The 26,517-nt window shown below is 61.6% G+C and carries 22 protein-coding genes, 2 tRNA genes and 1 pseudogene; 14 read left to right on the forward strand and 11 right to left on the reverse strand.

The window, feature by feature from the left end; all coding sequences use genetic code 11:
* Positions 1 to 325: 325 nt before the first annotated feature.
* The 6 genes from AC0L3I_RS23340 (at position 326) to AC0L3I_RS23365 (ending at position 6,791) form a co-directional block, all read left to right on the forward strand.
* On the forward strand, positions 326 to 1,492 hold the full coding sequence (locus AC0L3I_RS23340; protein WP_473528341.1) for an ROK family transcriptional regulator: 1,167 nt from the start codon (positions 326 to 328) through the stop codon (positions 1,490 to 1,492).
* Complete coding sequence (locus AC0L3I_RS23345; protein ID WP_473528342.1) at positions 1,489 to 2,253, forward strand: ATP-binding cassette domain-containing protein; 765 nt, start codon at positions 1,489 to 1,491, stop codon at positions 2,251 to 2,253. Before AC0L3I_RS23340 ends, AC0L3I_RS23345 begins: the two co-directional genes overlap by 4 nt.
* A gap of 39 nt (positions 2,254 to 2,292) precedes the next feature.
* Positions 2,293 to 3,333, forward strand: coding sequence for a sugar ABC transporter substrate-binding protein (locus AC0L3I_RS23350; RefSeq protein ID WP_473528343.1), 1,041 nt, complete (start codon positions 2,293 to 2,295; stop codon positions 3,331 to 3,333).
* A gap of 138 nt (positions 3,334 to 3,471) precedes the next feature.
* Complete coding sequence (locus AC0L3I_RS23355) at positions 3,472 to 4,467, forward strand: ABC transporter permease (protein ID WP_473528344.1); 996 nt, start codon at positions 3,472 to 3,474, stop codon at positions 4,465 to 4,467.
* The gene (locus tag AC0L3I_RS23360; RefSeq protein ID WP_473528345.1) at positions 4,464 to 5,234 is read left to right on the forward strand and encodes an SDR family oxidoreductase; all 771 of its coding nucleotides are present in this window, start codon (positions 4,464 to 4,466) and stop codon (positions 5,232 to 5,234) included. The genes AC0L3I_RS23355 and AC0L3I_RS23360 overlap by 4 nt, the downstream gene beginning before the upstream one ends.
* A gap of 441 nt (positions 5,235 to 5,675) precedes the next feature.
* Positions 5,676 to 6,791 (forward strand): hypothetical protein, encoded by a 1,116-nt coding sequence (locus tag AC0L3I_RS23365; protein WP_473528346.1) that lies wholly within the window; start codon positions 5,676 to 5,678, stop codon positions 6,789 to 6,791.
* A 150-nt stretch (positions 6,792 to 6,941) separates the two neighbouring features.
* On the opposite strand, the gene AC0L3I_RS23370 is transcribed toward AC0L3I_RS23365, so the two are convergent.
* From AC0L3I_RS23370 to asnB, 5 genes are all read right to left on the reverse strand, one after another.
* A complete protein-coding gene (locus AC0L3I_RS23370; protein WP_473528347.1) occupies positions 6,942 to 8,198 on the reverse strand; it encodes a flavin-containing monooxygenase in 1,257 nt (418 codons plus the stop codon).
* A 264-nt stretch (positions 8,199 to 8,462) separates the two neighbouring features.
* Positions 8,463 to 9,470, reverse strand: a complete 1,008-nt coding sequence (gene nadE, locus AC0L3I_RS23375; RefSeq protein ID WP_473488898.1) for an NAD(+) synthase — start codon at positions 9,468 to 9,470, stop codon at positions 8,463 to 8,465.
* Complete coding sequence (locus tag AC0L3I_RS23380; RefSeq protein ID WP_473528348.1) at positions 9,467 to 11,014, reverse strand: class I adenylate-forming enzyme family protein; 1,548 nt, start codon at positions 11,012 to 11,014, stop codon at positions 9,467 to 9,469. The genes nadE and AC0L3I_RS23380 overlap by 4 nt, the downstream gene beginning before the upstream one ends.
* Before the next feature lie 22 nt (positions 11,015 to 11,036).
* Positions 11,037 to 11,300, reverse strand: a complete 264-nt coding sequence (locus AC0L3I_RS23385) for an acyl carrier protein (protein WP_473488896.1) — start codon at positions 11,298 to 11,300, stop codon at positions 11,037 to 11,039.
* Between the two features lie 20 nt (positions 11,301 to 11,320).
* A complete protein-coding gene (gene asnB / locus AC0L3I_RS23390) occupies positions 11,321 to 13,258 on the reverse strand; it encodes an asparagine synthase (glutamine-hydrolyzing) (protein WP_473528349.1) in 1,938 nt (645 codons plus the stop codon).
* A 728-nt stretch (positions 13,259 to 13,986) separates the two neighbouring features.
* Between asnB and AC0L3I_RS23395 the strand changes: the two genes are divergently transcribed.
* Both AC0L3I_RS23395 and AC0L3I_RS23400 read left to right on the forward strand, forming a co-directional pair.
* Positions 13,987 to 14,304 (forward strand): pentapeptide repeat-containing protein, encoded by a 318-nt coding sequence (locus AC0L3I_RS23395; protein ID WP_473528350.1) that lies wholly within the window; start codon positions 13,987 to 13,989, stop codon positions 14,302 to 14,304.
* A 24-nt stretch (positions 14,305 to 14,328) separates the two neighbouring features.
* Positions 14,329 to 14,404: transfer RNA gene (locus tag AC0L3I_RS23400), tRNA-Val, on the forward strand.
* Positions 14,405 to 14,503: 99 nt separating this feature from the next.
* On the opposite strand, the gene AC0L3I_RS23405 is transcribed toward AC0L3I_RS23400, so the two are convergent.
* The gene (locus AC0L3I_RS23405) at positions 14,504 to 14,860 is read right to left on the reverse strand and encodes a pentapeptide repeat-containing protein (RefSeq protein WP_473528421.1); all 357 of its coding nucleotides are present in this window, start codon (positions 14,858 to 14,860) and stop codon (positions 14,504 to 14,506) included.
* 84 nt (positions 14,861 to 14,944) lie between these two features.
* Here AC0L3I_RS23405 and AC0L3I_RS23410 point away from each other — a divergent pair.
* Positions 14,945 to 15,021, forward strand: a tRNA-Asp gene (locus AC0L3I_RS23410).
* A gap of 369 nt (positions 15,022 to 15,390) precedes the next feature.
* Here the strand turns inward: AC0L3I_RS23410 and AC0L3I_RS23415 are convergent.
* Positions 15,391 to 15,930: an EF-hand domain-containing protein gene (locus AC0L3I_RS23415; protein ID WP_133254832.1), complete on the reverse strand. Its 540-nt coding sequence runs from the start codon at positions 15,928 to 15,930 to the stop codon at positions 15,391 to 15,393.
* A gap of 591 nt (positions 15,931 to 16,521) precedes the next feature.
* On the opposite strand from AC0L3I_RS23415, the pseudogene AC0L3I_RS23420 reads away from it, so the two are divergent.
* Positions 16,522 to 17,258: pseudogene (locus tag AC0L3I_RS23420) on the forward strand (ion transporter).
* A gap of 288 nt (positions 17,259 to 17,546) precedes the next feature.
* On the opposite strand, the gene rbsK reads toward AC0L3I_RS23420, so the two are convergent.
* From rbsK to AC0L3I_RS23435, 3 genes are all read right to left on the reverse strand, one after another.
* Positions 17,547 to 18,473 (reverse strand): ribokinase, encoded by a 927-nt coding sequence (rbsK, locus tag AC0L3I_RS23425; RefSeq protein ID WP_473528351.1) that lies wholly within the window; start codon positions 18,471 to 18,473, stop codon positions 17,547 to 17,549.
* 4 nt (positions 18,474 to 18,477) lie between these two features.
* Positions 18,478 to 18,930, reverse strand: coding sequence for an RbsD/FucU family protein (locus tag AC0L3I_RS23430; protein ID WP_473488889.1), 453 nt, complete (start codon positions 18,928 to 18,930; stop codon positions 18,478 to 18,480).
* Positions 18,931 to 19,018: 88 nt separating this feature from the next.
* Positions 19,019 to 20,077 carry an ABC transporter ATP-binding protein gene (locus AC0L3I_RS23435; RefSeq protein ID WP_473528352.1) on the reverse strand — a complete coding sequence of 353 codons (1,059 nt, stop codon included), beginning with the start codon at positions 20,075 to 20,077 and terminating at the stop codon, positions 19,019 to 19,021.
* A gap of 294 nt (positions 20,078 to 20,371) precedes the next feature.
* On the opposite strand from AC0L3I_RS23435, the gene AC0L3I_RS23440 reads away from it, so the two are divergent.
* The 3 genes from AC0L3I_RS23440 to AC0L3I_RS23450 all read left to right on the forward strand — a co-directional run bounded on the left by AC0L3I_RS23440 (position 20,372) and on the right by AC0L3I_RS23450 (position 24,189).
* Entirely contained in the window at positions 20,372 to 22,036 is a 1,665-nt protein-coding gene (locus AC0L3I_RS23440) for an ABC transporter substrate-binding protein (protein ID WP_473528353.1), read from the forward strand.
* A gap of 100 nt (positions 22,037 to 22,136) precedes the next feature.
* Complete coding sequence (locus AC0L3I_RS23445) at positions 22,137 to 23,258, forward strand: carbohydrate ABC transporter permease (RefSeq protein WP_473528354.1); 1,122 nt, start codon at positions 22,137 to 22,139, stop codon at positions 23,256 to 23,258.
* Between the two features lie 13 nt (positions 23,259 to 23,271).
* Positions 23,272 to 24,189 carry a carbohydrate ABC transporter permease gene (locus AC0L3I_RS23450; protein ID WP_473528355.1) on the forward strand — a complete coding sequence of 306 codons (918 nt, stop codon included), beginning with the start codon at positions 23,272 to 23,274 and terminating at the stop codon, positions 24,187 to 24,189.
* A gap of 176 nt (positions 24,190 to 24,365) precedes the next feature.
* Here the strand turns inward: AC0L3I_RS23450 and AC0L3I_RS23455 are convergent, their stop codons facing one another.
* Positions 24,366 to 25,109 (reverse strand): creatininase family protein, encoded by a 744-nt coding sequence (locus AC0L3I_RS23455; protein WP_473528422.1) that lies wholly within the window; start codon positions 25,107 to 25,109, stop codon positions 24,366 to 24,368.
* 298 nt (positions 25,110 to 25,407) lie between these two features.
* On the opposite strand from AC0L3I_RS23455, the gene AC0L3I_RS23460 reads away from it, so the two are divergent.
* On the forward strand, positions 25,408 to 26,430 hold the full coding sequence (locus tag AC0L3I_RS23460) for an aldo/keto reductase (protein WP_473528356.1): 1,023 nt from the start codon (positions 25,408 to 25,410) through the stop codon (positions 26,428 to 26,430).
* Positions 26,431 to 26,517 lie beyond the last annotated feature (87 nt).

The following is a 26,517-nucleotide window of genomic DNA, read 5'->3' on the forward strand; positions in this document are numbered from 1 at the left end:
CCAGCGGAAGTCTCCCTCCCCCTTGTGGGGAGGGGTTAGGGGTGGGGGTACATCGTAGAGCGAAAGCCTCGGCTTTCTACCTGCGATAGCCCTGCCCATTGCGGAGATCGGCGGTTATCCCGGCTTTCGTCAATCGCCAGCCTCTCATGAATGATCACCGCGTCGAAGCTGTCAATCTCCCCCTTTGTGGGGAGATGTCCGGCAGGACAGAGGGGGGCGCGAAGGAATGCGACTTAGCCGGGATCGCGCTTGAAATTCTTTTTTGAATTCCATTTGACTGAATAAATCTTTGGTGCGAACCTCATGTCTCCCAGGGACGCAAGACATGGCACTGCGGGGGACCAATCAGGAATTCGGGAGGCCTTACAACAGGCGCATCGTCCTCGAATCCATCCGCCTTCACGGTCCGATCGCCCGCGGCGATATTGCCCGGCGGGTCGGGCTCACCGTGCAAACGGTATCGACCATCGTTCGCGAACTGGAAGAACACGGCTACGTTCTGTCCATGCGCGAAGAGCCGCGGGGGCGCGGGCTGCCTCCGGCGACCCTGCGGATCAACCCGGAGGGCGGGTATGCCGTCGGCATCCATGTCACTCCGCTGGGTATCAATGCGGCGCTGATCAATTTGAGCGGAGACGTGATCGACAGCGCCTACCGCGAGGCCCCCAACGCAACGCCCGACCACGCCTTCGACATGATCGGCGCGATGGTGCTTGAATTGACCCGACTGCGGCCTGGCGGTCGCGTTCTCGGCATCGGCATGGCACTGCCCGGCCCTTTCGGGGTGGAGTCGATGAGCTTTATCGGCCCGACGACGATGACCGGCTGGAAGGACGTGGCGCTTCGGGAACGGCTGGAGGCCTCGACCGGGCTGCCCGCGTTTTTTGAGACCGACATGGCGGCCGCGGCAATGGGCGAGCGCCTGTATGGCCTCGGGACGGGGTATTCCGAATACTACTATCTCTATTTCGGAGTCGGTCTTGGCGGCGTCATGGTGCATGACGGAAGCGCGTTGCGCGGCGCCTGGGGAAATGCCGGCGAAATCGGTCACATCCCTGTCGTGCCTGGTGGCGAGCCGTGCCCCTGCGGCAATCGCGGCTGCCTCGAACGGTACCTCTCGCTTGAGGCGCTGCGGCGCCGGAACATCAGCGACGCCGAGTGGGTCAGCGAAGTCGGGCCGATCTTCCGCAACGCCATCACCATCATCGAGAACCTGTTCGATCCCGAAACCATCATCCTCGGCGGACTGGCGTCCACCGATTTGCTTGAACGGCTGGCCGGTTCGGCTGCGAACCTTCCCAACTCTATCTCGGCGCGAAAGGACCGCACGGCGCCTCGTGTCACCGTCGCACGCGGTGGCCAGCATGCGGTGCTGCGCGGGGCCGCAGCGCTTGCCGTCTCAGGGGTGCTTTCGCCACGCTTCGGCCAGATATTCACCGCCGAGCGCGAACGCGGGCGAGATATCCTGCAAGGCAAGGGGATCGCGGCATGAGTGAACCTCTGCTGGTGCTCGACAATGTCGCCAAGAACTATGGCGCGATCGAAGCGCTGAAGGGCATCAGCTTCTCGATCGGCAAGGGCGAGGTGGTGGCGCTTTTGGGCGACAATGGCGCCGGCAAATCGACACTGGTCAAGATCATCGCCGGCGGCCTGGAGCCGACCTCCGGTCGCATGCTGTTCGAGGGAAAGGAATTCCTGGCCAAATCTCCCGCCGAGGCCAAGGCCGCGGGGATCGAGACCGTCTACCAGGACCTCTCGCTTTGCACCAATGTCGACGTGGTGGCCAATTTCTTCATGGGCCGCGAGATCACCAGGAGATTTCTTGGCGTTGCCGTGCTCGACGAACCCGCCATGGAGCAGGTGGTCGAAAAGGCGCTGGCCAGCGCAGGCACGCGCATCCCTTCGCTCAGAACCAATGTCGAGCACCTCTCGGGCGGCCAGCGGCAGGCCATCGAGCTCAACCGATTCGTGCATTTTGGCGGCAAGCTCGTGCTTCTCGACGAGCCGTTCGCAGCACTCGGTGTCGAGCAGACGCGGCGCGGCCTCGACATGATCCGCCAGGTGGCGAGCCAAGGTATCGGCGTCGTCATCATCACCCATATCATGCAACAGGCCTTCCAGGTCGCCGACCGGATCGTGGTGATCCGGCAAGGCGTCGTGGCGGGCGATGTCGCGCGCAACAAAACAAGTCCCGACGCGGTGGTCAACATGATCACCGGAGAGACGCTCGCCGGTGCCGGACCGGCAGGCTGAGGGACAAACGAGGGGTCCGGCGCAAAAGGAGCGAACGACATGAAGAAAATACTTCTTGCTGTCTTCGGTATCCTGGCACTGGCCTTTGCCACGCTCACGCCGGCATTCGCCCAGTCCAAGGGCACCGTCTACTACCTGGTGCCGACATTGCTCGACGAATTCCAGACCGGCTCGGTGAGCGCTCTGGAGATGTTCCTGAAGCAGGTCGGCTACGAGATGAAGACGCTGAACGCCGATAACAAGACCGACGCTCAGCAGTCGCAAATGAACGACGTCATCGCGCTCAAGCCGTCGGCGATCATTCTCGCTGCCGTCGATTTCAATGCGTTGAAGCCGTCAATCGAGGCCGCCCGCGCCGCCGGCATCCCGGTGGTCGAGTTCGATCGCCAGATCACCTCGACACCGTCCGACTTCACTTCGGTGGCGGGAACGGTCGAGATCGGCCAGATTGCCGCCGATCAGGCCGAGAAGCTCTTGAAGGCGAAGCACGGATCGGTGAAAGGCAAGATCCTCCAGGTGCTCGGCGATCCTGGCGACCCCTACACGCTCGACATCCAGAAGGGTTTCGAGGAGAAGATGAAGGCGTTCCCGGACGTCAAGATCATCTCGGTTCCGGCCATGCAATGGGCGGCGGATGCAGCCGGGACCATCGTCAACGACCAGATACTCGCCAACCCTGATATCGACCTGATCTTCAGCCATGCGGCGCACCTCTCGGTCGCCGCCGTCGCCTCGCTCGAGGCCGCCGGCAAGAAGCCGGGCGACGTCATGCTGATGAGCTCGAACGGTGCGCCGGTCGGCCTCGACCTCATCCGCAAAGGCTGGCTCAACGTCGAAGTCGAGCAGCCGCTCTACGCTCAGGCCGCCGCCGTCGCCATGTTCATGGACAAGGTCGTCAACAAGCAGGAGATCAAGCCGGGCGAGTACGACGTGCTTGGCCTGAAGTCGACCGTGACCATTGAAGCCTGGGGACCGAACATCAAGATCCCCGGCGCCGCGATCACCAAGGAAAACGTCGACAACCCGGCCTTCTGGGGCAATCTGAAGCCGTCCTCAGGCACCGTGATGCCGGTTGAATAGCAAAGTCGCCTAGGGCTTCGGGCCACGCTGGCCCGGAGCTCAACCGGCGCGTTCGAACGGACGCGCAAGGGAAGCTGCAGCAATTTTCAATCCGCGCATGATCCTTTCTGAGAATCGATGCGCTAGACGGATCAGCACATGGATCCCCGCACGCGCCACGCCCTCGAGTTCGTCCTCGACAACCTCGTCTGGTTCATGCTGGTCTTCGTGCTGGTGGTCTTCTCCATCTCCATTCCGAACTATTTCCAGCTCGGCATCTTCGCCAACATCATAGAGGCGTCGAGCGTGCTTGGCGTCATGTCGATCGGCCTGGCGCTGGTCATCATCACCGGCCACATGGACCTGTCGGTCGAATCCGTGGCGGCGCTCGGCGCCATGGCGGTCGGCATCCTGTTCTGCTCGGCGGGTATCGGCCTTGGCGTCCAATTGCATCCGGAATGGCTGATGGTTCCGGTTTCGCTGCTTATTGCCCTCGTTGTCGGCGGCATCATCGGCGCCATCAACGGCTACCTGGTTGTGAAGGTGAAGATGAGTGCTTTCATCATCACGCTGGCGTCCTACATCTGGGTGCGCGGCCTCGTGCTGGTTATTTCCGGCGGCCGCTCCGCGCAGGATCTTGCGCCGGCAATCCGCTGGTTTGGCATTCAGCGCCTCCTTGGCCTGCCGCTCACCGCCTGGATTACCATTTCGTGTTTCGTGATCTTCTCGCTGATCATGGCCAAGACACCCTTCGGCAGGCACCTCGTCATGATCGGCGGCAACGAGACCGCAACTTTCCGCGCCGGCATCCGCGTCAACCGGAACCTCGTCATTGCCTTCGTTCTCGCTGGCGCCATCGCCGGCCTTGCCGGCTGGCTGCTGGTGATCCGCACCTCCGGCGCCACCGCCAATCTCGGCGTCGGCCTGCTGTTCAACGCCTTCGCCGCCGTCGTCATCGGCGGTGTCAGCCTGAAGGGCGGCGTCGGCACCCTGCCCGGCGTCTATGCCGGCGTGCTTTTGCTGTCGGCCATCAACACGGCGATCAACCTCATGGGCCTTCCGGCCAACTTCACCCAGGTGATCCACGGCCTGCTGGTGCTTGCCGCCGTGCTGCTCGACGCTTTCAAGCAAACCATTCGCCAGAGGCTGGCATGACCGGGCGTCTCGAAGACAAGATCGCGCTGATCGTCGGCAGTGCGCGCGGCATCGGCAAGGGCATCGCACAGCGCTTTGCCGAAGAGGGCGCGAAACTGGTCCTGGCCGATACCGAGGTCGAGGCCGGGCAAGCGGCCGCGGATGAGCTCGGCGCTGCCTTCATCCGCACCGACATCTCGCAGACGGCCGATGCGGAGGCCGCCGTTGCGCTGGCGCTCGACCATCACGGCCGTCTCGAAATCATGGTCCAGAATGCCGGCATCTATCCGTGGCAGTTGCTGGAAAACACCAGTCCGGAGGACTGGGACCGTGTCATGGCGGTCAATTTGCGCGGCAGCTTCAATGCCGCCCGGGCCGCGCTCGTTCCGATGAAGGCGCAGCACTTTGGCCGCATGCTGTTCACCTCCTCCATCACCGGCCCGCACGTCACCAGCCCTGGTCACGGCCACTATTCGGCGACCAAGGCCGGCATCAACGGCCTGATCCGTTCGGCCGCTCTCGAATTCTCTGCCTATGGCATCACCGTCAACGGCGTCGAACCCGGCAATATCCTCACCGAAGCAATCCAGCTGCATCGCGGCGCCGCCTATATAAAGAACATGGAGGACTCCATACCGCTCGGCCGCCTCGGCAGCCCGCGCGACGTGGCCAATGCTTTCCTGTTCCTGGCCTCGGACGACGCCAGCTACATCACCGGCACGACCATCATCGTCGACGGCGGGCAGCTGCTGCCCGAGGGCAAGGACTTCCGGCTCCTTCCGCCATGATCCTCGATTTGGCGCCGGTTTTTTCCCGCATCAGGCAACAGCGGCCGATCATAGAGCACTGATGGTTCGTCTCAAGACCGGCGACGCGGGCAAGGATGATAGCCAAGCGGCTTGGCTTCGCACCGGAAGTTGCAGGCTGAGCCTTCGCCGGACGTGCGGCGGCACCGACGAAACAAGGCTGCGTCCGATAAAACTCGATTCGCTACCAATACTTCAACATCGGTTTACCCGAAGTTGGTAACAGCAACGACGCTCGTTTTCATGATCAAGCAAAGGGCCTACCTTGCCGCAGCATCACAGCTCTGCTTTCGGCCACCGGAGCGATTGCAACTGGTCGAGATTGCACCGCTACGAACACCCGACGGTCGCCGCGATGGCCGATGGGAAGCCTTGCCTTGCCATGGTCTGGAAACGCGGGGACTCCGGTGCCGGGAGCCGGGCTTGAGCGTCATTCGCGCCTTGGAAGGTGCCGATCTTCCGGCAGTCGCAGGCATGTTTCAACGCGTGCTGCGCAAAGAACGGACCGAAGCGACGCCAGCGCTCATCGACTATATGAGACGATTTTATCTGGAGGCGCCGGGTTGCGGAGGCGATCTCCGCTCGCTTGTCCACGTCAACGACGCCGGCCGCGTCTCCGGATTTGTCGGCGTTCACGCATTGCCGATGCAGTTCAACGGCCGGCAATTACGAGCCGCCATTTGCAGCTCGCTGATGGTCGAGGATCATGAGCGCGACCCGATGGCCGGCGCCCGCCTGTTGAAAGCTTACCTGGATGGTCCGCAGGACATCTCCTTCAGCGAGACGGCCAACGATATTTCCACGAAGTTGTGGACACGGCTGCGCGGCGTGGTCCTGCCGCAATACAGTCTCGATTGGGTACGCGTGATGCGGCCGTCGAGCTTTGTGCTCGGCCTTTCCGCCAGTCGCATGAAGCTTGCCAGAATGCTCAATCCGTTTGCGCATGCCATCGACCGATTTTATTGCAGGCGAATGAAGTCCAGCGAACGACGCTGGTCCGGTGTGGCGGCGGACGGGGCAGGCCATGGCGCTTTTCGGACGTCGGAAATCGACAGCGGCACATTTGCCAAGCTCGTCGAACCGTTGACCGCCCAGTTCGCCCTGCGCCCGGAGTGGTCGGAGGGCCAGCTTGCTCACATCCTAACCGATGCGGCACAAAAGCCGGAGCTGGGCGAGCTTATCTACGTTTCCGTGACATCGCCGGTCGGCACCAATGTCGGCGCATTCGCCTATTACGCACGGGCGGGTGAAATCGGTCGCGTGCTGCAGATCCTCGCCCTTCCCGGTCAGGCGGGTTCGGTGATCGACTGCCTGATCGATCATGCCGCCGTACGCGGCGTCAGCGGCCTGCGCGGGCGCATTCAACCCGCACTTCTGGAAGCAATGCTTGGGCGACGCATAGCTTTCCTGACCGTTGCCTCGACCGTGGTGCATTCACGCGATCCAGAGGTTTTGGATGCCATGAAGAACTCGCAAGCTTTCCTGAACGGGCTTGCGGGCGAGCAGTGGAGCCGGCTGATCGGCGGCGGCTTCACCTGAAGCATTCAGTCGTGCGGGAGCGAAGTTATTGGCTGATCGTTGAAGGCCTTTGCTTCGCTCAGTGGGAACGTCGCTAAGGGCGGCGCAAGGCGGTGGCTGACGATCTCCCGGCCCGGACTGTCAGGAGCTTCTTGACTATGCCAAAGGCGGTCACGAATGCCCTGCGATATGTTCGACAAGGCGAGGTGCTTCCTCGGCGATCACCAAGATGATGCCTGACTTGCGTGTGGAGGCGAAGTCCATCCCTGCGAAGTAAAGGCCCGGCAGGGCGGCCACGCCATCCGCGTGAACAGGCTGTCCCGCGCTGTCGAGCGCACCGAGAAGCCTCATCCAACTGAAATCGCCCTTAAAGCCCGTGCACCACACCACGCTCGTTACGCCGGAGCGGGAGAGATCGAGCGAACCGATCGTCGGGTTCGGCTGACGCATCGCGACCGTCTCCGCCGGGTCGGGCTCCGCAACGGGTGCATCGATCCCCATGCGGCTGATATAGTCGTCGACATGGCGTTTGACATTTTCGGAGGCTTCATCCGCAAAGCGGGCATTCGCTTCGAGATCGTCGGCAAACGAGAGGCTGCCGCCATCCTCGATGCCGGTGAGACGCCCAAGAAGCACGACACCCTGGGCGCTCAGCGCCTGAAGGCTTATCGTATACATCGACCCGAGCACACCACGCGGCGGGATGCGTCCCGCAAGTCGAACGACTTCCTCCCGGCGCACGTCGAGAAACCCGCTTTCGAGCAGCCAGACCATGATGTCGCGACCCCGGTAGCGCCGTGGAAGCCGTCCGACACGACTGGTCGCAAGGAAGACCGTTCGACCCGCGTCTGCCAATTCCTCCGCGATCTGAGCACCAGATTGGCCGCTTCCGACCACCAGCACCGCTCCATCGGGCAGATCGGCAGCGCTGCGGTAGCCGGAAGCGTCGATCTGGCGGAGAGCGGGCGACAACGCGGCGGCCCAGACCGGGCGCACCGGACAATTCAGGCTGCCGCTTGCGACGATCACATTGCGCGCCCAAAGCGTGCCGTGTGAGGTGGTCAGCCGATAGGCGCCATTCTCGTGCGTGAGTTCGCTTACCGCAGTATCCGGTTCGATCGGCAGCGCGTTGCGCCCGGCGAAATCCTCAAGGAGAGTGACGAACTGATCGCGCGTCAGGGCACCATCCGGATCCGGACCGTCATAGCAATCGCCCGGCATGACGGTCTGCACGTTGGGAGTATTCATCCGAAATAAATCCCATCGCTGTGTGCGCCAGGTCTCTCCTATGCGGCCCCGCTCCAGTACGCTGTGGCGCAGGCCCCGTCGCGCCAGCCAATAGCTGACACCCAGGCCGGCCCAGCCGGCCCCGATGACGACAGCATCGAGAACATCGCCGCCATCGGTCATTTGCTGCGGTGATCTCATAATCGCCCCCCGGCAATCTCGCCGCGCAGCATTAAGCCTTGTCCACGGCAACTAGTCCAGCACCGCCGATTTCCGTCCGACTGGCCTACCGCATTCCGGTTCGCCAGCCTCTCGCCAGAGCGCAAGGCGAACCCGAGAACCTCCAACGTAGTCTCCATCGAGAACTCCCTTTGCTCGTCCACGGAAAGCCGATCACAGATCAAGACGGACAGGGCAATGTGGGGGCGGAACATCGGTCACCCTGAAGCGCTCGCCGTGGCTAGGTCAGGTATCGACTTCCTCGACTTCATCGACAAGTTGCGGACGCAGATGCAGATAGCGCGTCGCCTTGCGCTTGGCGGCGATGTCGGTCCAGACGCGTTCAACTTGCGAGGCAGTCAATCCCGCCGCCTGCCCCACCGCTTCGGCGGCCACGCCGTTGTTGATACCGCAAAGGCAAATATCCATGCGGTCATAGGGAAGCGAGAAGTAGAACTCCTCCTGCGTCTGCGCCAGCGAATAGGTGTCGGTGGTCGGCGGCCGGATACGGATTTCCTCGGGAACGCCGAGATAGGCCGCGAGCGCGTAGACCTGCGTTTTATAGAGGTGGGCGATCGGCTTGACGTCCGCCGCGCCGTCACCGTTCTTGACGAAGAAGCCCTGATCGTATTCCAGCCGGTTGGGCGTTCCAAGAACGGCGAAGTTCAGCCGATCGGCATGATAATATTCGATCTGCTTGCGGGTGCGCTGCTTCATGTTGGTGGCGGCGACGATACCGAGATAGACCGGGAGTGGCATTCTTATTTTGGTCTGCTTGCCCTTGGGGTCCTGCACCACCAGCGACGAAATGTTGTAGCCCTCGCCCTCGAGGGCGTTCGCAATCACGATCTTCGAGGCCCAGCCTTCGCCGTATTCCGGGACCAGTTCGCGGATGAAAGCGTTGCGACGCTGGTAGCAGCCCATCGCACGCAGGGCCGGCCCGATATCCTCCACAATAGCCTCGACACCGAAAGTATCGGCGACAAGCCGGCCGAGCCGTAGACTTTCCGGATCGGAATCGTTTTCCGGCATGAAGAGGCAGAGTACATTCTGGCCGCCGATGGCCCTCGCGGCCAAGGCGACCGAAACGCTGGAATCGATCCCGCCGGAAAGACCGAGGACGAGGCCGCGCTTGCGGATGCCGCGCAACTGCTTGCGCAAGGCCGTCACGATTCTGTCCGTTTCGGCGGCAGGGTCGATCGCCAGAGCCTGCGCCAGAAAGGTCTGCGCGTCTTGGGTCGGGCGAACACTCACTGCGCGGCCTCCATCATCTCTACCGCAAGCCGACGGCTGACCTTGCCCGTATCCGTCTTCGGCAATTCCAAGCGGAACTCGATGATTTTGGGCACCATGAAGTCCTCAAGGTGACGTGCGCAGTGGCGCATGACATCAGTTTCGCTGAGCTTCGGATCCGAGCGTATGACGAGCGCACCGATCGCATGCCCGAGCACCGGATCCGGCACGCCGACGACAACGGCTTCCGCGATGCCAGGATGGGCGTGAAGCACGGCTTCCACTTCCTTCGGGGCCACCTTCTCTCCTCGCGTCTTTATGATGTCGTCCTTGCGGCCGACGAAATAGAGAAAGCCGTCCTCATCGGTCCTGAACAGGTCACCGGTGTAGAGAACCTTCTCCCAAGGAACCGGGCCCGCTCTGAGCACTCGTTCCGTCGCAGCTTCGTTTCGCCAATAACCTTGCATGACGTGCGGTCCGCGAATGACCAGCTCACCCGCTACGCCTGGCGGCACGCGTTGCCCGTGGTCGTCGACGACGAAGGCTTCGGTGTTCGGAATGGCTATGCCGACCGACCCCGGCCGGCGGTCGAGCTCCTCGGGCGGCAGGTAGGTGCAGCGCTTGCATTCCGTCAGGCCATACATCGAATACAGCCTGACACCGGGAAAAAGAAACCGCAGGCGTTCTATGTGCGCCTGCGGCAAGGCCGCCGCCGTGTTGGAAATATAGCGAAGGCTGGGCAGGAAGCCCGGCGTCAGCTCACGCATCTGCAGGATCATCGCTGCCATCGTCGGCACGAGCGGAAGACCGGTGACGCCCTCCTCGCGAATGCGTTCGAAGACCGCTTGCGGAAAGGCGAAGGACTTCTCGAGCACGAGCGTGGCGCCGAGTCTCACAGCCATCAGCAACTGATAGAGGCCATAGTCGAAGGCAAGGGGAAGAACATTCAAAATGATGTCATCGGGCGTGTTACGCAGATAGGTGGTGATGGAGTCCGCTGCCGCGTCGCAATTGCGGTGCATCATCATCACGCCCTTGGGCCGGCCCGTTGAGCCTGATGTGTAGATCAACATCGCCAGATCGACGTCGATGCCGCGGTGGTCGATCTCTCTGGCTTCGAGCGTCAGGCAGTCCACCAGGGATGCAGCCCCTACCGGGCATTGGCCATCGGCACCAGCGGTGGAAGCCACGAAGATGCCGGTGTTGCCGCGCGATCCGCACGCTTCAGCGACCACGGGCATCAGTTTTGCTTGCGTGAGTATCGCGGCAGCGTCGCAATCGCCGATGATGTAGGCAAGCTTTTCGGCCTTGGTGGATGCGTTGATCGGACTAAATGTCGCCCCTGCCTTGAGGACGGCGAAAATCGACACCGCAGCCTCCCAGCAATTGTCCATGAAGATCAGGACCCGGTCGTTGCGCCTGACGCCATTCGCGAAAAGGGCTGCGGCCAGGCGGCTCGAAAGATCGTCCAGTTCTTCGAAGCTCAGCCTTCTGTCCTTGGTGATCAATGCCGTTTTGGCGGGATGGGCAGCGGCCTTCGCGGCCAGAAAATGTTCGATCCGCACGGGCGCTCCTCGCCGATCGCGCCTAGACTACCGGCGTTCCCGCTTTCGCCTTGATGAAGGACGAAATACGGTCAACCGAATCCAGGTTGGCCGGTACAATGTCGGAATCGACCATCGCAATACCGAAATTGTCCTCAATGAAAGCCACGAGTTCCACCACGGCCGTCGAGTCGATGATGTCGTTCTCGATCAGCGAGGCTGTATCTGCAAGTTCGTACGACGTGTCGCCAAACAAGAAATTGTCAACGATAAAGGCTCTGACCTTGTCCTTGATTGTTATCATCATTTTTTCCTTCCCTGGATTTCTCAGGCCGCTCGTGCTGCACTGACTTCTTGGCCGGTAAAATTTTTCTGCCACAGTTGGGTCGATAGGATGCCGACGAAGGCCGCGTTGTCGCGGAACCCGGACGCCGGCTGCGTGCGGCATTTCTCATGAAGGTTCGCCACCGCCTTGGCGTTGAACAGTCCGCCGGCAGCGATGCTCGCTTCACTAAGGCAGTCGCGGACATAATCCAGCTCACCGGCTCCAACGAAGGAGCGGGCGTCCGGGGCTCGGTAAGGCTGTTTGGTGCGCTCCCGGATCGCGCTGGGAAGCAGGTGCTTGGCTGCCTTGCGCAGTATGTGCTTTTCGACCAATCCCTTCAGCTTCATTTCCGGCGGAAGTCTCCCTGCGAACTCCACCAAACGAGGATCGAGGAAAGGGAAACGTCCTTCGATACCATGCGCCATGGCCATCCGATCGCCTTGGCTGGAGAGGATATAACCCGGCAGGAGGAAGCGGGTTTCGAGATATTGCGCCTGATGCAGCGGGTGCCACAGGGAAAATGCTTGGGGCAACCGGCTGACCAGTTCCTCGGCCGCGTCATAGCCCTTCAACGTCGCACGCAGGTCACCGGAAAAGAAAACCTTCGCCGCCGCCGTGGTCTTGAAGCGCGGCCGATGCGAGAACAGCGGATCGTCGAGCGCAGTGTTGCCAGCGCCGAAGAAAGCAGCCAGGTACTCCACGGACTGCTGCTGCAGACCCGGCAGATAGGGATAAAGCCTGCGGAACAGCTGCGGCCTCATGCGCGATGCCGGCTGTCGCCCGCAGAACCGGCGAACACGCGCTTCCCTAAAGACATCGTACCCTGCGAACACCTCGTCGGCGCCCTCGCCGGTCAGCACCACTTTCAGGCCGGCCTGGCGAACAAGGCCGGACAACTGGTAGAGAGGTGCCGGTGCGGTGCGGATGATCGGCCGCTCGGCAAAGCGGATGACTTCGGGGAAAACGCCGGCGATATCGCCGGGATGGCAGGCAATGGTTCGATGCTGGGCGCCAAGTGCTGAAGCCATCTCGGTCTGGAAGGCGCTTTCGTCGTGCTCGGTGCTGTCGAACGTCACGGAAAATGTCTGCAGCCTCCGAGGAGTCATGCCGGCGGCAAGCGCCGAAACAAGGGACGAATCGAGCCCGCCCGAAAGATAAGAACCGACCGGCACGTCGGCGCGCATGCGAAGCCTCACCGCATCGGTCAAAAGGGCCTGCAGTTCGTCGGCCGCATCGTCCTCGTTCGTGACCTTCGACGGCGCGTCCCGATGCGGATAGTCGAGGTGCCAATAGCGTTTGACCGTGACTTGCTCCTGTGTCGCGATCATCACGCTTGCCGGCTCCAGCTCATGGATATTGCGGAAAGCCGTGCGGGGAGCGATCGGCGCCCACAGCGTAAAGATCTGGTCGAGTGCAATCGGATCGATTTCGGCCAAGACGCCGGGGACCTTCAGCAGGGCTTTGATCTCCGACGCAAAGTAAAGCACGCCGTCCTTGCTCGTGTAGAACAGCGGCCGGACACCCATCCGGTCTCGGGCAAGCACCATACGGCGACGCCTGTTATCCCATATCGCGAAGGCGAAATCGCCGTTCAGAAGCGACAGGCAGTCTTCGCCCATCTCGTCATACAGCTGCAGGATAACCTCTGTGTCGCTCGAAGTACGGAAGCGCCGGCCCTTGGCCATCAGCCCTTCGCGCAGCTCCAGGTAGTTGAAAATCTCGCCGTTGAACGCAATCGTCAAATCGCCTGACACGTCGGACATCGGCTGCTGGCCATCACCGATCCCGATCACGGACAGCCGCGCATGCCCGAGCCCGGCGTCGGCTGCCACAAATTTCCCTTGCTCATCCGGCCCGCGATGGGCGATCGCAGCGATCATCCGCGCAAGCAAAGCTTCCGCATCCCGGATCGAACCGAAATAGCCCCCGAATCCGCACATTGGTATGACTCATTTATCAGCGATGTACGAAACATAACCTCAATAGTTGCCTCAAGCGTTAACCGGATAACTTCGGCTAACACATGGTTAACAATAATTAAACAACAAATGTACTTTTTTAGCTCTATTATCTCGTCGAGATAGAAAAGTATATTTCAACGCTAAACGCAACTTTGTTCGAGCAACGGCGGCGCAGTCACGTTGCCGCCCATCGCCGGCTCAGTGGGTCCGTCACAGATCGCTTGTTCGCTCGATGGATTTGCAATCCCGAGCCGCCCGCCCTAACCCGACAAAACGTGCGGAAACTAAGAACGATTAGGTTTGCCCCGAAGTCAGCGAGCGCCTGTCGCTCTGCTCACGTGCAACCTTGAAAGCGCTGATAGTCGAATGAACTGGCGAGATGTCCCGGAGGGAACCGAGGGGCATTTCCGCCGGCTCAACTGGAACCCGGAGGAGTCATTCGGGGTTCCCAGTGCTGCCTAACGCCGCCCGGCCCTGATCTGTTCCGCGTTTAGAGCCCACAACAACCCTGAGATCGTGTTTGGTAGCCGGTCCCCATGATACCATTCGGCGGCATGGCCTGTGGTCTATCGCGTTGACCGACTGGGCGCGCCGCCTAGCTTCTAGGCATCGTTGACAGATGGCGCGACACTAGGAACGACGCCAAGACGCGGGCGATCTGCGGCAGTACAACCGCAGGTCGCATTTTTCCAAAAAGAGCCGTAAACATGCTGGGATGGCGGATAAAACAACTGACAGTTTTCACTGCGCTGGCCGTTGGGCTGGGCACTTCTTCCACGACTGCGTTCGATTTGGATGCGGTCGAGCGTCTCAGGTCCAAGCCAATATGCGCAGACTGCGACCTATCGGGCGCCAGCATGACGGGGAGCTATCTGCCGGGCGCGATTCTGACCAATGCGAACCTGACGGGCGCCGACCTTAAAGAAGCAAACATGAATGGCGCGGACCTTAGCGGTGCGAATCTCTCCGGCGCGGAACTATCTGGCGCGTTGTGCGCTCATTTGGCCTTGCGAACCCCGTCCTAACTGCTTAAAGGTCCGGCCCGGAGCGGGCGATTAGCTCAGTTGGTAGAGCGCTTCGTTTACACCGAAGATGTCGGCGGTTCGAGCCCGTCATCGCCCACCATAAAATCAATAACTTCCGCCCAGAAGACGAAGTTACCTCCGGGTTCATTGAACTGGGAGGCAATTCAAAACGGCACCCCCTCTCCATCAAATACCGGGACTAGCAGCCTCTGTTATCTATCAGGCCGTCCGGCATTGTTGTGTTGCAAAGTTTCGCGTCCACAAGCAGCGCCGCGTCCAAGTTTAGCACCAAATGCAAGTTTGCTCCCTCCAGGTTTGCGCCCGACAGCCGCGCTTGCGCAAGGCGCGCGCCCCTTAGGCTTGCACCAGTCAAGACCGCTCCTGACAGGCTCGCATTTGACAGGTTTGCGCCAGAAAGGCTCGCCTTCGACAGGTTCGCATTCGACAGATTCGCGCCTGACAAGTTCGCGTAATTTAGGCTGGCGCGCCCTCGCCGCTGGTCGTTTTCGGCAACAAAATTCGGCTTGTCAAAAAACCTTCTCCTGTTTGCTGTTATGCTGTCGCGCTCCGCTTGACACCCGGTGGCTTACGCCTTATCCACCGCCCCAACGACGAACACGGCTGACCGTGCTCGTCTTGCGCGGGTGTAGCTCAGTTGGTTAGAGTGCCGGCCTGTCACGCCGGAGGTCGCGGGTTCGAGCCCCGTCACTCGCGCCATTTTCAATCACTTAGCTGATTGGAAATGAAAAAAACTCTGAATGCCAGACCGGCAATTCAGATATTCGGGTCGACCTGGGCACTCGATAATTTCTAGCGCTTGGTTCGATTTTTAGAGATCCGTTCGATTTGGCTCATCACCGCTTGCGGAGCGACGTTCTGAGCTAGCTGGGGCAGTTCGTCATCTGCCGGCGTCGATACCTTCAAACGCTCCGTCACCGTCAGGGCGGTTTCGATCAGTCGTGTGGTTTCATGCTCGTTGAGCAGGCGAGGCGCCGGGGTTTTTCCGACAAACTTGCCAACGAGACCGGCTATTTCCGAATTCCTTTCCCGAATTTTCGTCCAGGAACGCGCAAGACTTGCAGTGATTTATTCACCCGTTTCGTCGGCACCTCCGTGGAAGAAGGATCGGATTTCCTCCCTGTCGACGCTGTCATCGCCGTTCTCGTCGACGGCGTTGAATATCCGCCCGATGAAATCCTGAACCTCGGTTTGAGAAAGCGCACCATCGCCGTCGGCGTCCACTATGGCGAACATCATTCGCATCCGTGCGCCATGCATCATCCCGCCTCCCATTCGGCGCCCGTCATGCGGACCTCTTCGGAAATCGCGATGCCAACGATCGCCACCTCGTCGTTCTGCTCGGGGGCGGCGATGCTCCTGCATTCTCTCCTCGAGCATCTCAGTCATCATCTCACGCATCATTTGGCGCATGGAGTCTTCGGTTGGCCCGCTCGGCGCTGGCTCTGAGCCACGATCTGGCGCAGGTGCGGCGGGCGCAGGTGAGCTCGTCTGGGATAGTGCCGGCGAAGCCAGCATAGCCAACGCCGCGGCAACTGCTGTGGTCTTGCTTGCTAATGTCATCGTATTCTCCTTGGAGAATGGTGGACCGAACGTGTCGGCATCCAAGCCAAACCCGCTGCTCCCCCGCATGGTTCCTGGCGACTTGGTAGATGATCGCTGCATCTTGGTCCCGACGAGCGACGCAATCCTTCGCGCTGCCGCGAATGAACGCAGTCACTAGAGCCTCGACACAGTGACTTTGGCAGATCGGCGATCGGCAGCGAACGTGGACAATTCCCGTCAGTGGCAAATCGCAAGCATGGGAGATTGGCTGAGACACCTCTCCACTTCGTCATCCCAGGGCGAAGTAAGGAGCGAAGCGACGCGCGTGGGATGAAGAAGTGGAGGGGTGCTTCGGCTAATCCTAGAAGTTTGCGAGCTGCCACTGAGATCGGCCCGCTGACGGGAGCTGCCGATCGGCCCCCGATCTGTCAAAATCACTGTGCCGAACTACTTGGTTCCTTAATACAAAAGTTTCGACTTTCGGATTCCTAAGAGTTTCAACTTTTTGTATTTGTTGCGTTTCAAGCCTGTCATATGCGTTTGCGCATTGGATTTTCCCGAACCCGGTTCCCACTTTGGGTCCGCTGCTCTAACGGAGAAGAAGCCTTGGCCCTGAAATCGCTCATCGAATCGCGCCATTTCGACCTCACGATCATGGTCCTGATCCTGATCAACGCCGTCACGCTCGGCCTCGAAACCTCGCCCGATGCGATTGCTGTTTTTGGTCCGCCTTCTAACGGCCATCGACCGCGCGATCCTCGGCGTCTTCGTGCTCGAACTCGCGATCCGGGTGGTAATCTACAGGGACGCATTTCTTCCGCGATCCATGGCGCATCTTCGACCTCTTGGTCGTCGGTTTCGCGCTTATCCCCGCGACCGGTTCGCTCTCCGTGTTAAGGGCGCTGCGCATCCTGCGGGTCCTGCGCCTGATCAGCATCGTTCCGTCGCTGCGCCGTGTCGTCACAGGCTTCATCACCGCCTTGCCCGGCATGGGCTCGATCATGCTGTTGCTCGGGCTGGTGTTCTACGTCTTTGCGGTGATGGCGACGAAGCTGTACGGCTCGTCCTTTCCCGAGCTGTTCGGCGGCATACCGGAATCGCTCTTCACGCTTTTCCAGGTCATGACTCTCGAAGGCTGGTCGGACGGCGTGGTGCGCCCGGTCATGGAGGTCTATCCGACCGCCTGGCTGTTCTTCATCCCATTCATCATCGCGACCTCGTTCACCGTGCTCAATCTTTTCATCGGCGTGATCGTTTCGGCGATGGAGGCCGAGCATGAAGCCGTAGAATCGGCCGACAGGGCAACGCTGCACAGCGATCAGGCCATCATCCTCGCGGAGTTACGGGCGCTGCGGGCAGAGGTCCGCGAATTGTCCGGCGTTCGCGGCTAGATCGCCTCCGCGAGCACCGTCGGCGGCTTGTTATGGTGTGGTGCCGTGAAAGACCCCGCCGCTCCATTTGCGAAGCGGCGGGGCCCCCCAATCACCCCCCCTTGCCAGGTCAAGATTGCCCCCCGGCATCGCTGACCGTGCAATTGCGGCGCCAGACCCAGTGACCCATTACGGGACACCTATGCCAATGACGCAAGATGGGTTTTCCGATTTACATTAACTGTGACTAATATGTCACCGTGGTCGGAACGGACTAAAGTCGAGAGCGCCGGCGAGGCTGCGCGAGCCTCAGATCCTGGCGAGCAGCGCCTCGACCTCCTGCAGTGACGGCATCGAAGGTGCGGTGCCGGGCCGGGTGACCGAGATGCCGGCGACGGCGCAGGCGAAGCGGACCGCTTGCAGCGGTTCCACCCCTCTCGCAAGTGCTGCGGCCAGGCCGCCATTGAAGGCGTCGCCCGCGCCGGTGGTCTCGACCACAGGACCGGCATTGATCGCGCCGACATGATCGGAGCGGCTGGCCGTATGCAACAGCGCGCCTTTTTCACCGAGCGTCACGATGACGGCGCCGACGCCCTTTCCAAGCAAACGATCGGCGGCGCGGCGGGCGTCGCCGATGGAGGACACCTTGATGCCGGTCAGTTCCTCGGCCTCGGTCTCATTGGGCGTGACATAGTCGCAGAGCGTGTAGATGCGGTCAGGAAGCTTTGCTGCCGGCGCCGGGTTGAGGATGGTCGTTACCCCTGCCCCGCGCGCGATCTCCAGCGCCCGCAGCGCCGCCTCGATCGGCTGTTCGAGCTGGGTGACGAAGACGCCGGCCGAGCGGATCAGGCCGGCGTTAGCCTCGATGTCGTCGGGCGAAATCAGCATGGCCGCACCCGGGCTGACGATGATGGCGTTGTTGCCGGTCGTCTCCTCGACGAAGATATAAGCCGCACCCGTGTAGCTTTCCGGCGTGTCGATGACGGCGCTCTTCACGTCGGCCTGCGCCCAGGTTTGCCTGGCCATGTCGGCAAAGGGATCGACGCCGAGGCGCGTCAGGAAGGTGATGTCGGCACCGAGACGGCCGGCCGCAACCGCCTGGTTGGAGCCCTTGCCGCCCGGGCCAAGCGTGAAGGATGTGCCAAGGAGCGTCTCGCCCATGCGCGGCTGGCGCGCGGCGCGGTAAGCGGTGTCGGCGACGAAGACCCCCAATATGACGACAGGCTTGCCTGGCATCCTGCTACTCCGCATCCGGCGGCACGACGCCCTTGCGGAAGGCGAAACAGCCATAGAAGCGGCGCTCGCCGGTCTGGATAACGCAATAGGCTTTCTTGGCACGTTCGTAGAAGGCGTAGCGCTCGACCGGGATCATCGGCCAGCCCTTGCCCTCCGCCGCGTCGATCTCTCTTTGCACTTCCGTCTGCACTGCGGGAATCTCGTCCGGCTTGCCGACGATCTCCATGCGGGCGGCCGCGTCGTCGACGAAATTGTCCAGCGGATAGAGCGACAGCACCGCCTTGACCACGTCCGCGGCCGGCGCATCGATACGCAGCAGCCGGCCGAGCACGGTCTGGCGCGCCACCGAATCGGAGGGGAAGTTGGTGTCGGCGATGATCAAATCGTCGCCATGGCCCATCGCACGCAGCGCCTGGAGCACGTCGGCATTGAGCAGCGGATTGATCCCTTTGAGCATAATTCCCTCCTGAACGGGCTTTTTTGATGCGAAACCTGGCGCATGATCCCGAAAAGTGTTGTCGGTTTTCAGGCGCAAATTCAAAGTGTTAAAGACGACGGCCGGTCTCTGAGTCGAAGAGATGGACCTGGTCGAGCCGGGGTTTCAGGTGCAGCGTGTCGCCCGGCTTGAAGTCGTGGCGCTCACGGAACAGCGCCACCATCTCGCCGTCGCCGAAGCGCAGGAAAACCAGCGTTTCGGAACCGGTCGGCTCGACGACGGAAATCTTCGCCGGCACGCCGTCCGGGTGGATCTCTAGATGCTCGGGCCGTACGCCGTAAACGACGTTGCGACCATCCTCCACGGCGCTGTTCGCAGCAATCGGGAACGGCGTTCCGGCGATCTCGACGACAGGCTTGTCGCCCTTGCGCACCACGCCCTTGAGCAGGTTCATCGACGGCGAGCCGATGAAGCCGGCGACGAACAGATTGGCCGGCCGGTCGAACAGTTCCAGTGGCGCGCCGACCTGCTCGATGCGGCCGTCACGCATCACCACGATCTTGTCGGCCATGGTCATGGCCTCGATCTGGTCGTGCGTGACATAGATGGTGGTGGTCTTCAGCCGCTGGTGCAGCTCTTTGATCTCGGTGCGCATCTGCACGCGCAGCTTTGCGTCGAGGTTAGACAGTGGCTCGTCGAACAGGAACACCTGCGGGTTGCGCACGATGGCGCGGCCCATGGCGACGCGCTGGCGCTGGCCGCCCGAGAGCTGGCGCGGATAGCGCTTGAGGTAGGGATTGAGGTCGAGGATATCGGCGGCGCGCTTGACCCGCTCGGCTACCACCGCGGGGTCGGTCTTCCGCAATTTCAGCGCAAAGGCCATGTTCTGCTCGACCGTCTTGTGCGGATAGAGCGCGTAGTTCTGGAACACCATGGCGATGTCGCGCTTGGCCGGCGGCAGATGATTGACGACACGGTCGCCGATGGCGATCGTGCCGCCGGAAACGGTCTCCAGCCCCGCCACCATCCTGAGCAGCGTGGACTTGCCGCACCCCGAAGGACCGACCAGCACCACGAACTGCCCGTCGGCGATGTCGACGCTGACATCGTGCAGGACCTTGACGGTTCCGAACGCCTTGGCCACATTGCTGATCGCGACTTGAGCCATCGGCCCCCCTTTCGTTGCGGTGAAGCTAAACAACGCAAACGGCTAGGGCAAGTCAGTCTTTTATAGATAAAAAACCCCATTCTCGTTTGACACGGCACTTGGTTGTGAGAATAGTGAAAGGGCTCGGGTTTGACCCTGTTCCGGGCGCGCCGGCACACTAGTTCGGACTACGGAAATCGAAGTGTAGCGGGAGGAAAACTTGGGCCCTATTTCCAGGAGTCGCTGTTGTTGGGGAACACGTCCAGCGCTCCAAACACCCGAAACAATCACCATTGAGATTCTGGGAGGAACGAAATGAAAGTCAGCCTTTACAACCAGTTTATGCGCGCGGGAGCCACTCGCCGCGATCTCCTCAAGGGCGCGGCCAGCATGGCCGCGATCGCAGCGGCATCCGGCGCCGGGCTTGGTGCACTGACGCGCCCTGCTTCCGCCGCAGGCGAGCTGCGTGCGCAGATCCTGCAGATCCCCGGTGTCGGCAAGGGCCAGCCGACCGATGCCGACTTCCAGCAGGTCGGCGAGCTTTGCCTGGAGGCGACCAAGGCCAACGTCAAGGAAGGCGAATTCGCCGGCGTCCAGCTCACCTTCATGGGGCTCAACAACCAGAACCTGCACAATGTGCTGTTTCGCGGCTTCCTGAAGCCGTGGGAGACCTATACCGGCGCCAAGATCAACTGGATCGACCTGGCGCAGGCGGACTACAACGCCCGCCTGCAGCAGTCGATCGCCACCGGCACCGTCGATTTCGACATCATCGAGATGGGCGCGCCGTTCGAAGGCGACGTCTGCGGCAAGGGCCTGACCTCCGAAATGCCGGACTGGGTCAAGGACCAGATCGACATGAAAGACGTCGTGGCCTATCTGCAGCCACCGGTCGGCACCTGGGACGGCAAGCAGTACCGCGTGACCGTCGACGGCGACGCGCACAACTTCAACTACCGCACCGACGTGTTTGCCGATGCCGACCTCGCCAAGGCGTGGAAGGACGGCGGCGGTGGCGGTGAATGGGGCGTGCCGAAGACCTGGCAGCAGGTGCAGGCGGTGACCAAATTCCTCAAGGGCAAGCAGTTCCAGGGCCAGGACGTCTTCGGCTATCTCGACGCGCCCAAGGCGTGGGGCGGCTTCGGCTTCTACTTCCTCGGCAGCCGCGCCAGCGCCTATGCCAAGCATCCCGACGATAAGGCCTGGCTGTTCGATGCCGATACGATGAAGCCGCGCATCAACAATCCAGCCTGGGTGCGGGCGATCCAGGACGTGATCGACGCGCTGCCTTCAGAGCCTGCCGATCAGATCAACGCCGACCCGAACACCACCGCCTTCCAGCAATTCCTGGCCGGCACCGGTTCGATGGTCACCTGGTGGGGCGACGTCGGCTCCAACGTCAAGACCAACGACAGTTCTGTCGTCGGCGACGTCACCGGCTTCTCGATCCTGCCGGGCTCGGATGACGTCTACAATTCCAAGACCGGCCAGTGGGACAAGCTCGCCAGCGGCCCGAACCATGCGCCGAACTGCGCCTATCTCGGCTGGGGCGTCTACGTCATGGCACGGGTCGACAGCGACGAAAAGAAGAAGAAGGCGGCCTGGTCTGCCGCTGCCCATCTCGGCGGCAAGGACCTGTCGCTCTGGTGCGCGGCATATCCGTCCGGCTTCCAGCCCTACCGCAACTCGCATTTCGACGTTCCAGAATGGGTGGCGGCCGGTTACGACGAGGCGTTCATCACCTCGTATCTGAAGTCGGAGGCCGACAGCTACAATCATCCGAACGCCGCAATCGAGCCACGCATCCCCGGCATCTTCCAGTATTACAGCGCCGCCGAGGACATCCTGGCCAACACATTCGCCGGCAAGATGACGGCGCAGGAAGGCGCCGACGCCATCGCAGCCGCCTGGGAGAAGCTGACTGACCAGATCGGCCGCGAAAACCAGATCAAGCTCTACAAGGCCTCGCTTGGCATGTAGGTTGAGATTCTAGGAACCGTGGTCCGGCGACGCGAAGCCGCCGGACTGCAGCCTGACCGGCCAGCCGGTCATAAAAGCCTTCGGTGAACGGACGAGACGCGTGGCTGACCAGACTTTGCCCACCGATGCGTGGCCGGCAGGCGCCGCTCCATCCGATCTGATATCGCCGGGCCGTAAGCGGCTCGGCCGGGCGTTGATGGCTGTTGCGACGCTCGGCCTTCTGGCGGTGATCGCAGTTCAGATCCTGTACAAGACCGACGTCAATGCAGTCGGCTTCGAGACCTGGCGGCCGGTCGTTTATGCCTATGTGCTGTGGGGTACAGCACTCGGCATCGGCCAGGTGCTGACACGCGGCGAAGACGGCCAGCGCGCGCTGTTCCTGCTGCCGGCGCTGCTGTTCACCGTCGCCATGGTGATCTTCCCGACGCTGTTCGGCCTCTACATCGCGCTGACCGACTGGAACCTCAGTTCTTTCTCCGGCCGGAAGTTCAACGGGCTCGACAATTTCTGGCAGATGCTGGCCGACCCCTACTACCGCAACGCGCTGTTCAACATGGTACTCTACGTGCTTGCGGTGCTGGTCGAATATGTCATCGCCTTCGGCCTCGCCCTGTTGCTCAACGCACAGATCAGGGCGCGCAAATTCTTCCGTGTCGTCTTCCTCATGCCGTTGATGCTGTCGCCGGTCGCGGTGTCGTGGATGATCGGCAAGTCGCTGATGGAATACCGGTTCGGGCCGGCCGCAACCCTGGCGCGCCAGCTCGGCTGGGAAAATCCCGCCTTCTTCTCAAACCCGATCACCGCCCGCATCTCGATCATGGTGCTGGATGCCTGGACGTTCATCCCGTTCATGATGATCATGCTGCTCGCCGGCCTTCAGGCGATGTCGCGCGAAGTTCTTGAAGCGGCCAGGGTAGACGGCGCCAATGCCTGGCAGACCTTCTGGCAGGTCACCTTCCCGCTGATGCTGCCGGTGTCGGTGACGGCGATCATCCTGCGCATCATCTTCAAACTGAAGCTTGCCGACATCATTATCACCGTCACCTCCGGCGGCCCGGGCGGCGCGACCGATTCCGTATCGAGCTTCATCTATCGCGAGTATCGCGACCGCTCGAATGTCGGCTACGGCACCATGCTGGCGATGGCCTACCTCATCATCATCATCGTATTCGTGACGTGGCTGTTGAAATTCGCCAACCGCTTCGTGCGCAACGTCAACTGATAGGGGCGGCGACATGAGCGTTCAGACGACCGACTATGCCGCTTCCGAAATCCGCTCGCCGGCGAGCTTTTTCGCCAACCGCGTCTTCATCTATGGCGCGCTGGCGTTCTGGGCCTTCATCTGCCTGTTCCCGATCTACTGGACGATAACCACCTCGTTCAAAACCGCGGTCGACGTCACCCAGGGCCATCTCATCCCGTTCGTCGACTTCCGGCCGGACTGGAAGGGCTGGCGCTCGCTCGGCCTGTCGCCGGACTCGATCTTCCGGACCTCGACGGTGCGCGACGAGTTCATCAAGCGATTCATGAATTCGGTCATCACCTCGGTCGGCGCGTCAAGCCTCGCCATTATCATCGGCAGTCTCGCCGCCTATGGCCTCACCCGCTACCGCTATCACTTCGCCTGGTTCAAGAATGAGGACATCTCCTTCTTCTTCCTGTCGCAGCTGATCCTGCCGCCGGTCGTGCTCGCCCTGCCCTTTCTCGTGCTGTACCGGGAAGTCGGCATGCTCGACACGCGCATCGGGCTGATCCTGCTCTACACGCTGATGGTGCTGCCGATCGTCATCTGGATCATGCGCGACCAGTTCAATTCGATCCCGGTCGAACTGGAGGAAGCAGCCCTGGTCGACGGCCTGTCGATCTGGGGCGCCTTCTTCCGCATCGTCATGCCGATTGCGCTGCCAGGCATGGTCGCCGCCTTCATCCTGGCGATGGTGCTGTGCTGGAACGAGTATTTCTTCGCCGCACTTCTGACCTCGACCGATGCCAAGACCATTCCCGTGATGGTGGCGAGCCAGACCGGCTCGCAAGGCATCAACTGGTGGTCGATGGCCGCACTCGCCACCGCCGCGATCACGCCGCTTGCCGTCATCGGCATCGCGTTGGAGCGTTATCTGATCATGGGCATGACCGCGGGCGCGGTGAAGTAGACCGCCCTGGATTGGCGCGCAGCGCCGAGACGGTTGAGGGGAGTTGGAAGAAATGAGGCGTAGCGTTCCCTGGAACACCCCTCATCCGACCGAGCGGAGCCTGTCCTCGGGCTTGCCGGAGGCAAGACCCGTGGGCTCGGCCACCTTCTCCCACAAGGGGAGAAGGAGAAACTGATCTAGGCTAAAAGTATCGCCCTCAAATGATCGAGGATCATCGCGACGCCCTTTTGCCCCAGTTCCGCCGAGGCTTCCGGCGCGCTCGCCGTGTACCATCCCGTATTGTCGGTAAAATGGCCGGCGTCCACCGCTTCCGGGCACAGCGCCAGCATCAGCGACGTCTCGCCGATGCCGGCATGGTCGAACGGATATTGGCCGTTCATTGCAGCCGGCATCAGCGGATGCACCTGCACCCAGTTGAAGAAATTGGCGCCTTCGGCGTGTTCGGCATAATAGCCGGCCATCGCCTCGGAGCCCCACCAGCCCTCGCCGCGCTCCTTCTCCAGAAAACGGAAGATCGCCTGGCGGCCGGCGGTCTTGAAGGCGAGATCGGTCGGCATACCGGCGGCAAAATTCTCGGTCTGGTGGTGGATGATGGCGTGGATGTTGCGAAAACCGATGCGCAATAGGCTGTAGAACAGCTCTTCGCCGAACGGCGCCAGCGCATTGCCGCCGACCTGAACCGAGCCATTGCCCTCCGGCGGCGCCACCGCGTAGCTCGCCGCGCCGTAGTAGAACGGCGGCAGGATGACGATGTCGGCTTCCTTTTCGAACAGCTCCAGCATCTTGACGACGGCCAGCGTATCCATGCCGACGGCCATGTGCTCGCCATGGTATTCGAGCACGCCGAGCGGGAGCACGACCGGCCAGTTCTCGGCGATCGCCTTGCGGATCTGGTGCGGCAGCATCAGCTCGTAGCGCATGACGCCTACTCCATGTTGGTACGGCGGGCGCGCATCGATACGGCTCTCGTCCGTCCGCGCCAGCACGCTGCCAAGCTCGTCGCGCGCAATCCTGAACAGATTTGCGCCGGTGTTCTCGTCACAGGCCCACCAGCTTACCGGTGTCAAAAACCTGTCTGGATTGTTTGGTCACATCTTCCCCGAACAGCTTGTTTTTGCTCATCCTATCACCGTGAAAATTCGTGTCCAACGGCTGCTTTTGCAGCGCCCCAGGCGTGATAGTGTCGTGGCAATTGCACAGGTGAGGAAACAACAGGACATGAAGACACGGCATTTCGACCGCATCGGCAATGGCGGCATCAGTTTCACGGAACTCGGCTTCGGCACGGCGCCGCTCGGAAACCTCTATCGCGCCGTCTCCGATGAAGATGCCAACGCCACTCTGGAGACCGCCTGGCGGGTCGGCTGCCGATACTGCGACACCGCGCCGCTCTACGGGCTTGGCCTGTCGGAAACGCGGCTCAATCCGTTCCTGCGCTCGAAAAAGCGCGACGACTACGTGCTGTCGAGCAAGGTCGGCCGCATCATGCGCGCCTGCCCGCCGGACCAACGCACCGGCATCGGCAAGTTCTTCGACACGCCGTCGCGCCGCGAGGTCTACGACTACAGCTATGACGGCGTCATGCGCTCCTTCGAAGCCTCGCTCGAGCGCCTCGGCGTCGACCGCATCGACATCCTTTTCGTGCATGATGTCGACATCTTCACGCACGGCAGCAAGGAGGCCTCGGACCAACGCATCGAGGAGTTCATGCGCTCGGGCTATTACGGGCTGCTGTCCCTGCGTGATCAGGGCGTCATCAAGGCGTTCGGCGGCGGCATCAACGAATGGCAGGTTGCCCAGACACTTGCCGAGCGTGGCGACTTCGATCTTTTCCTGCTTGCCGGGCGCTATACGCTGCTGGAGCAGGAGGCGCTGCAATCCTTCCTGCCGCTATGCCAGAAGCGCGGCATCGGCATCGTTCTCGGCGGGCCGTATAATTCCGGCATTCTGGCAACCGGTCCGAAGCCCGGCGCCTACTACAATTATTCCGAGGCGCCGCAGGACATCATCGACCGCGTCGCGCGCATCGAGGCCATCTGCAAACGCCACGGCGTGCGCCTGATCGAGGCGGCATTGCAATTTCCGCTGCTGCATCCTTCGGTCGTGTCGGTGATCCCCGGCGGACAGCGGCCGAGCGAGGTCGAAAGCAACCGGTCGCTGCTCGACGCGAAGCTGCCACCAGCACTCTGGGCCGATCTCAAGAAGGAAGAGCTGATGCGCGCCGATGCGCCGACGGCATAGAGCCGTCCGCTGTTATCTCGACAATAGAGCCCGCCAAAGTGGGCGCAAAAGAAAAGCCGGGCATGCCCGGCTTTTCTGATCTCTGAA

The organism is Mesorhizobium sp. WSM4840 (assembly GCF_055811755.1).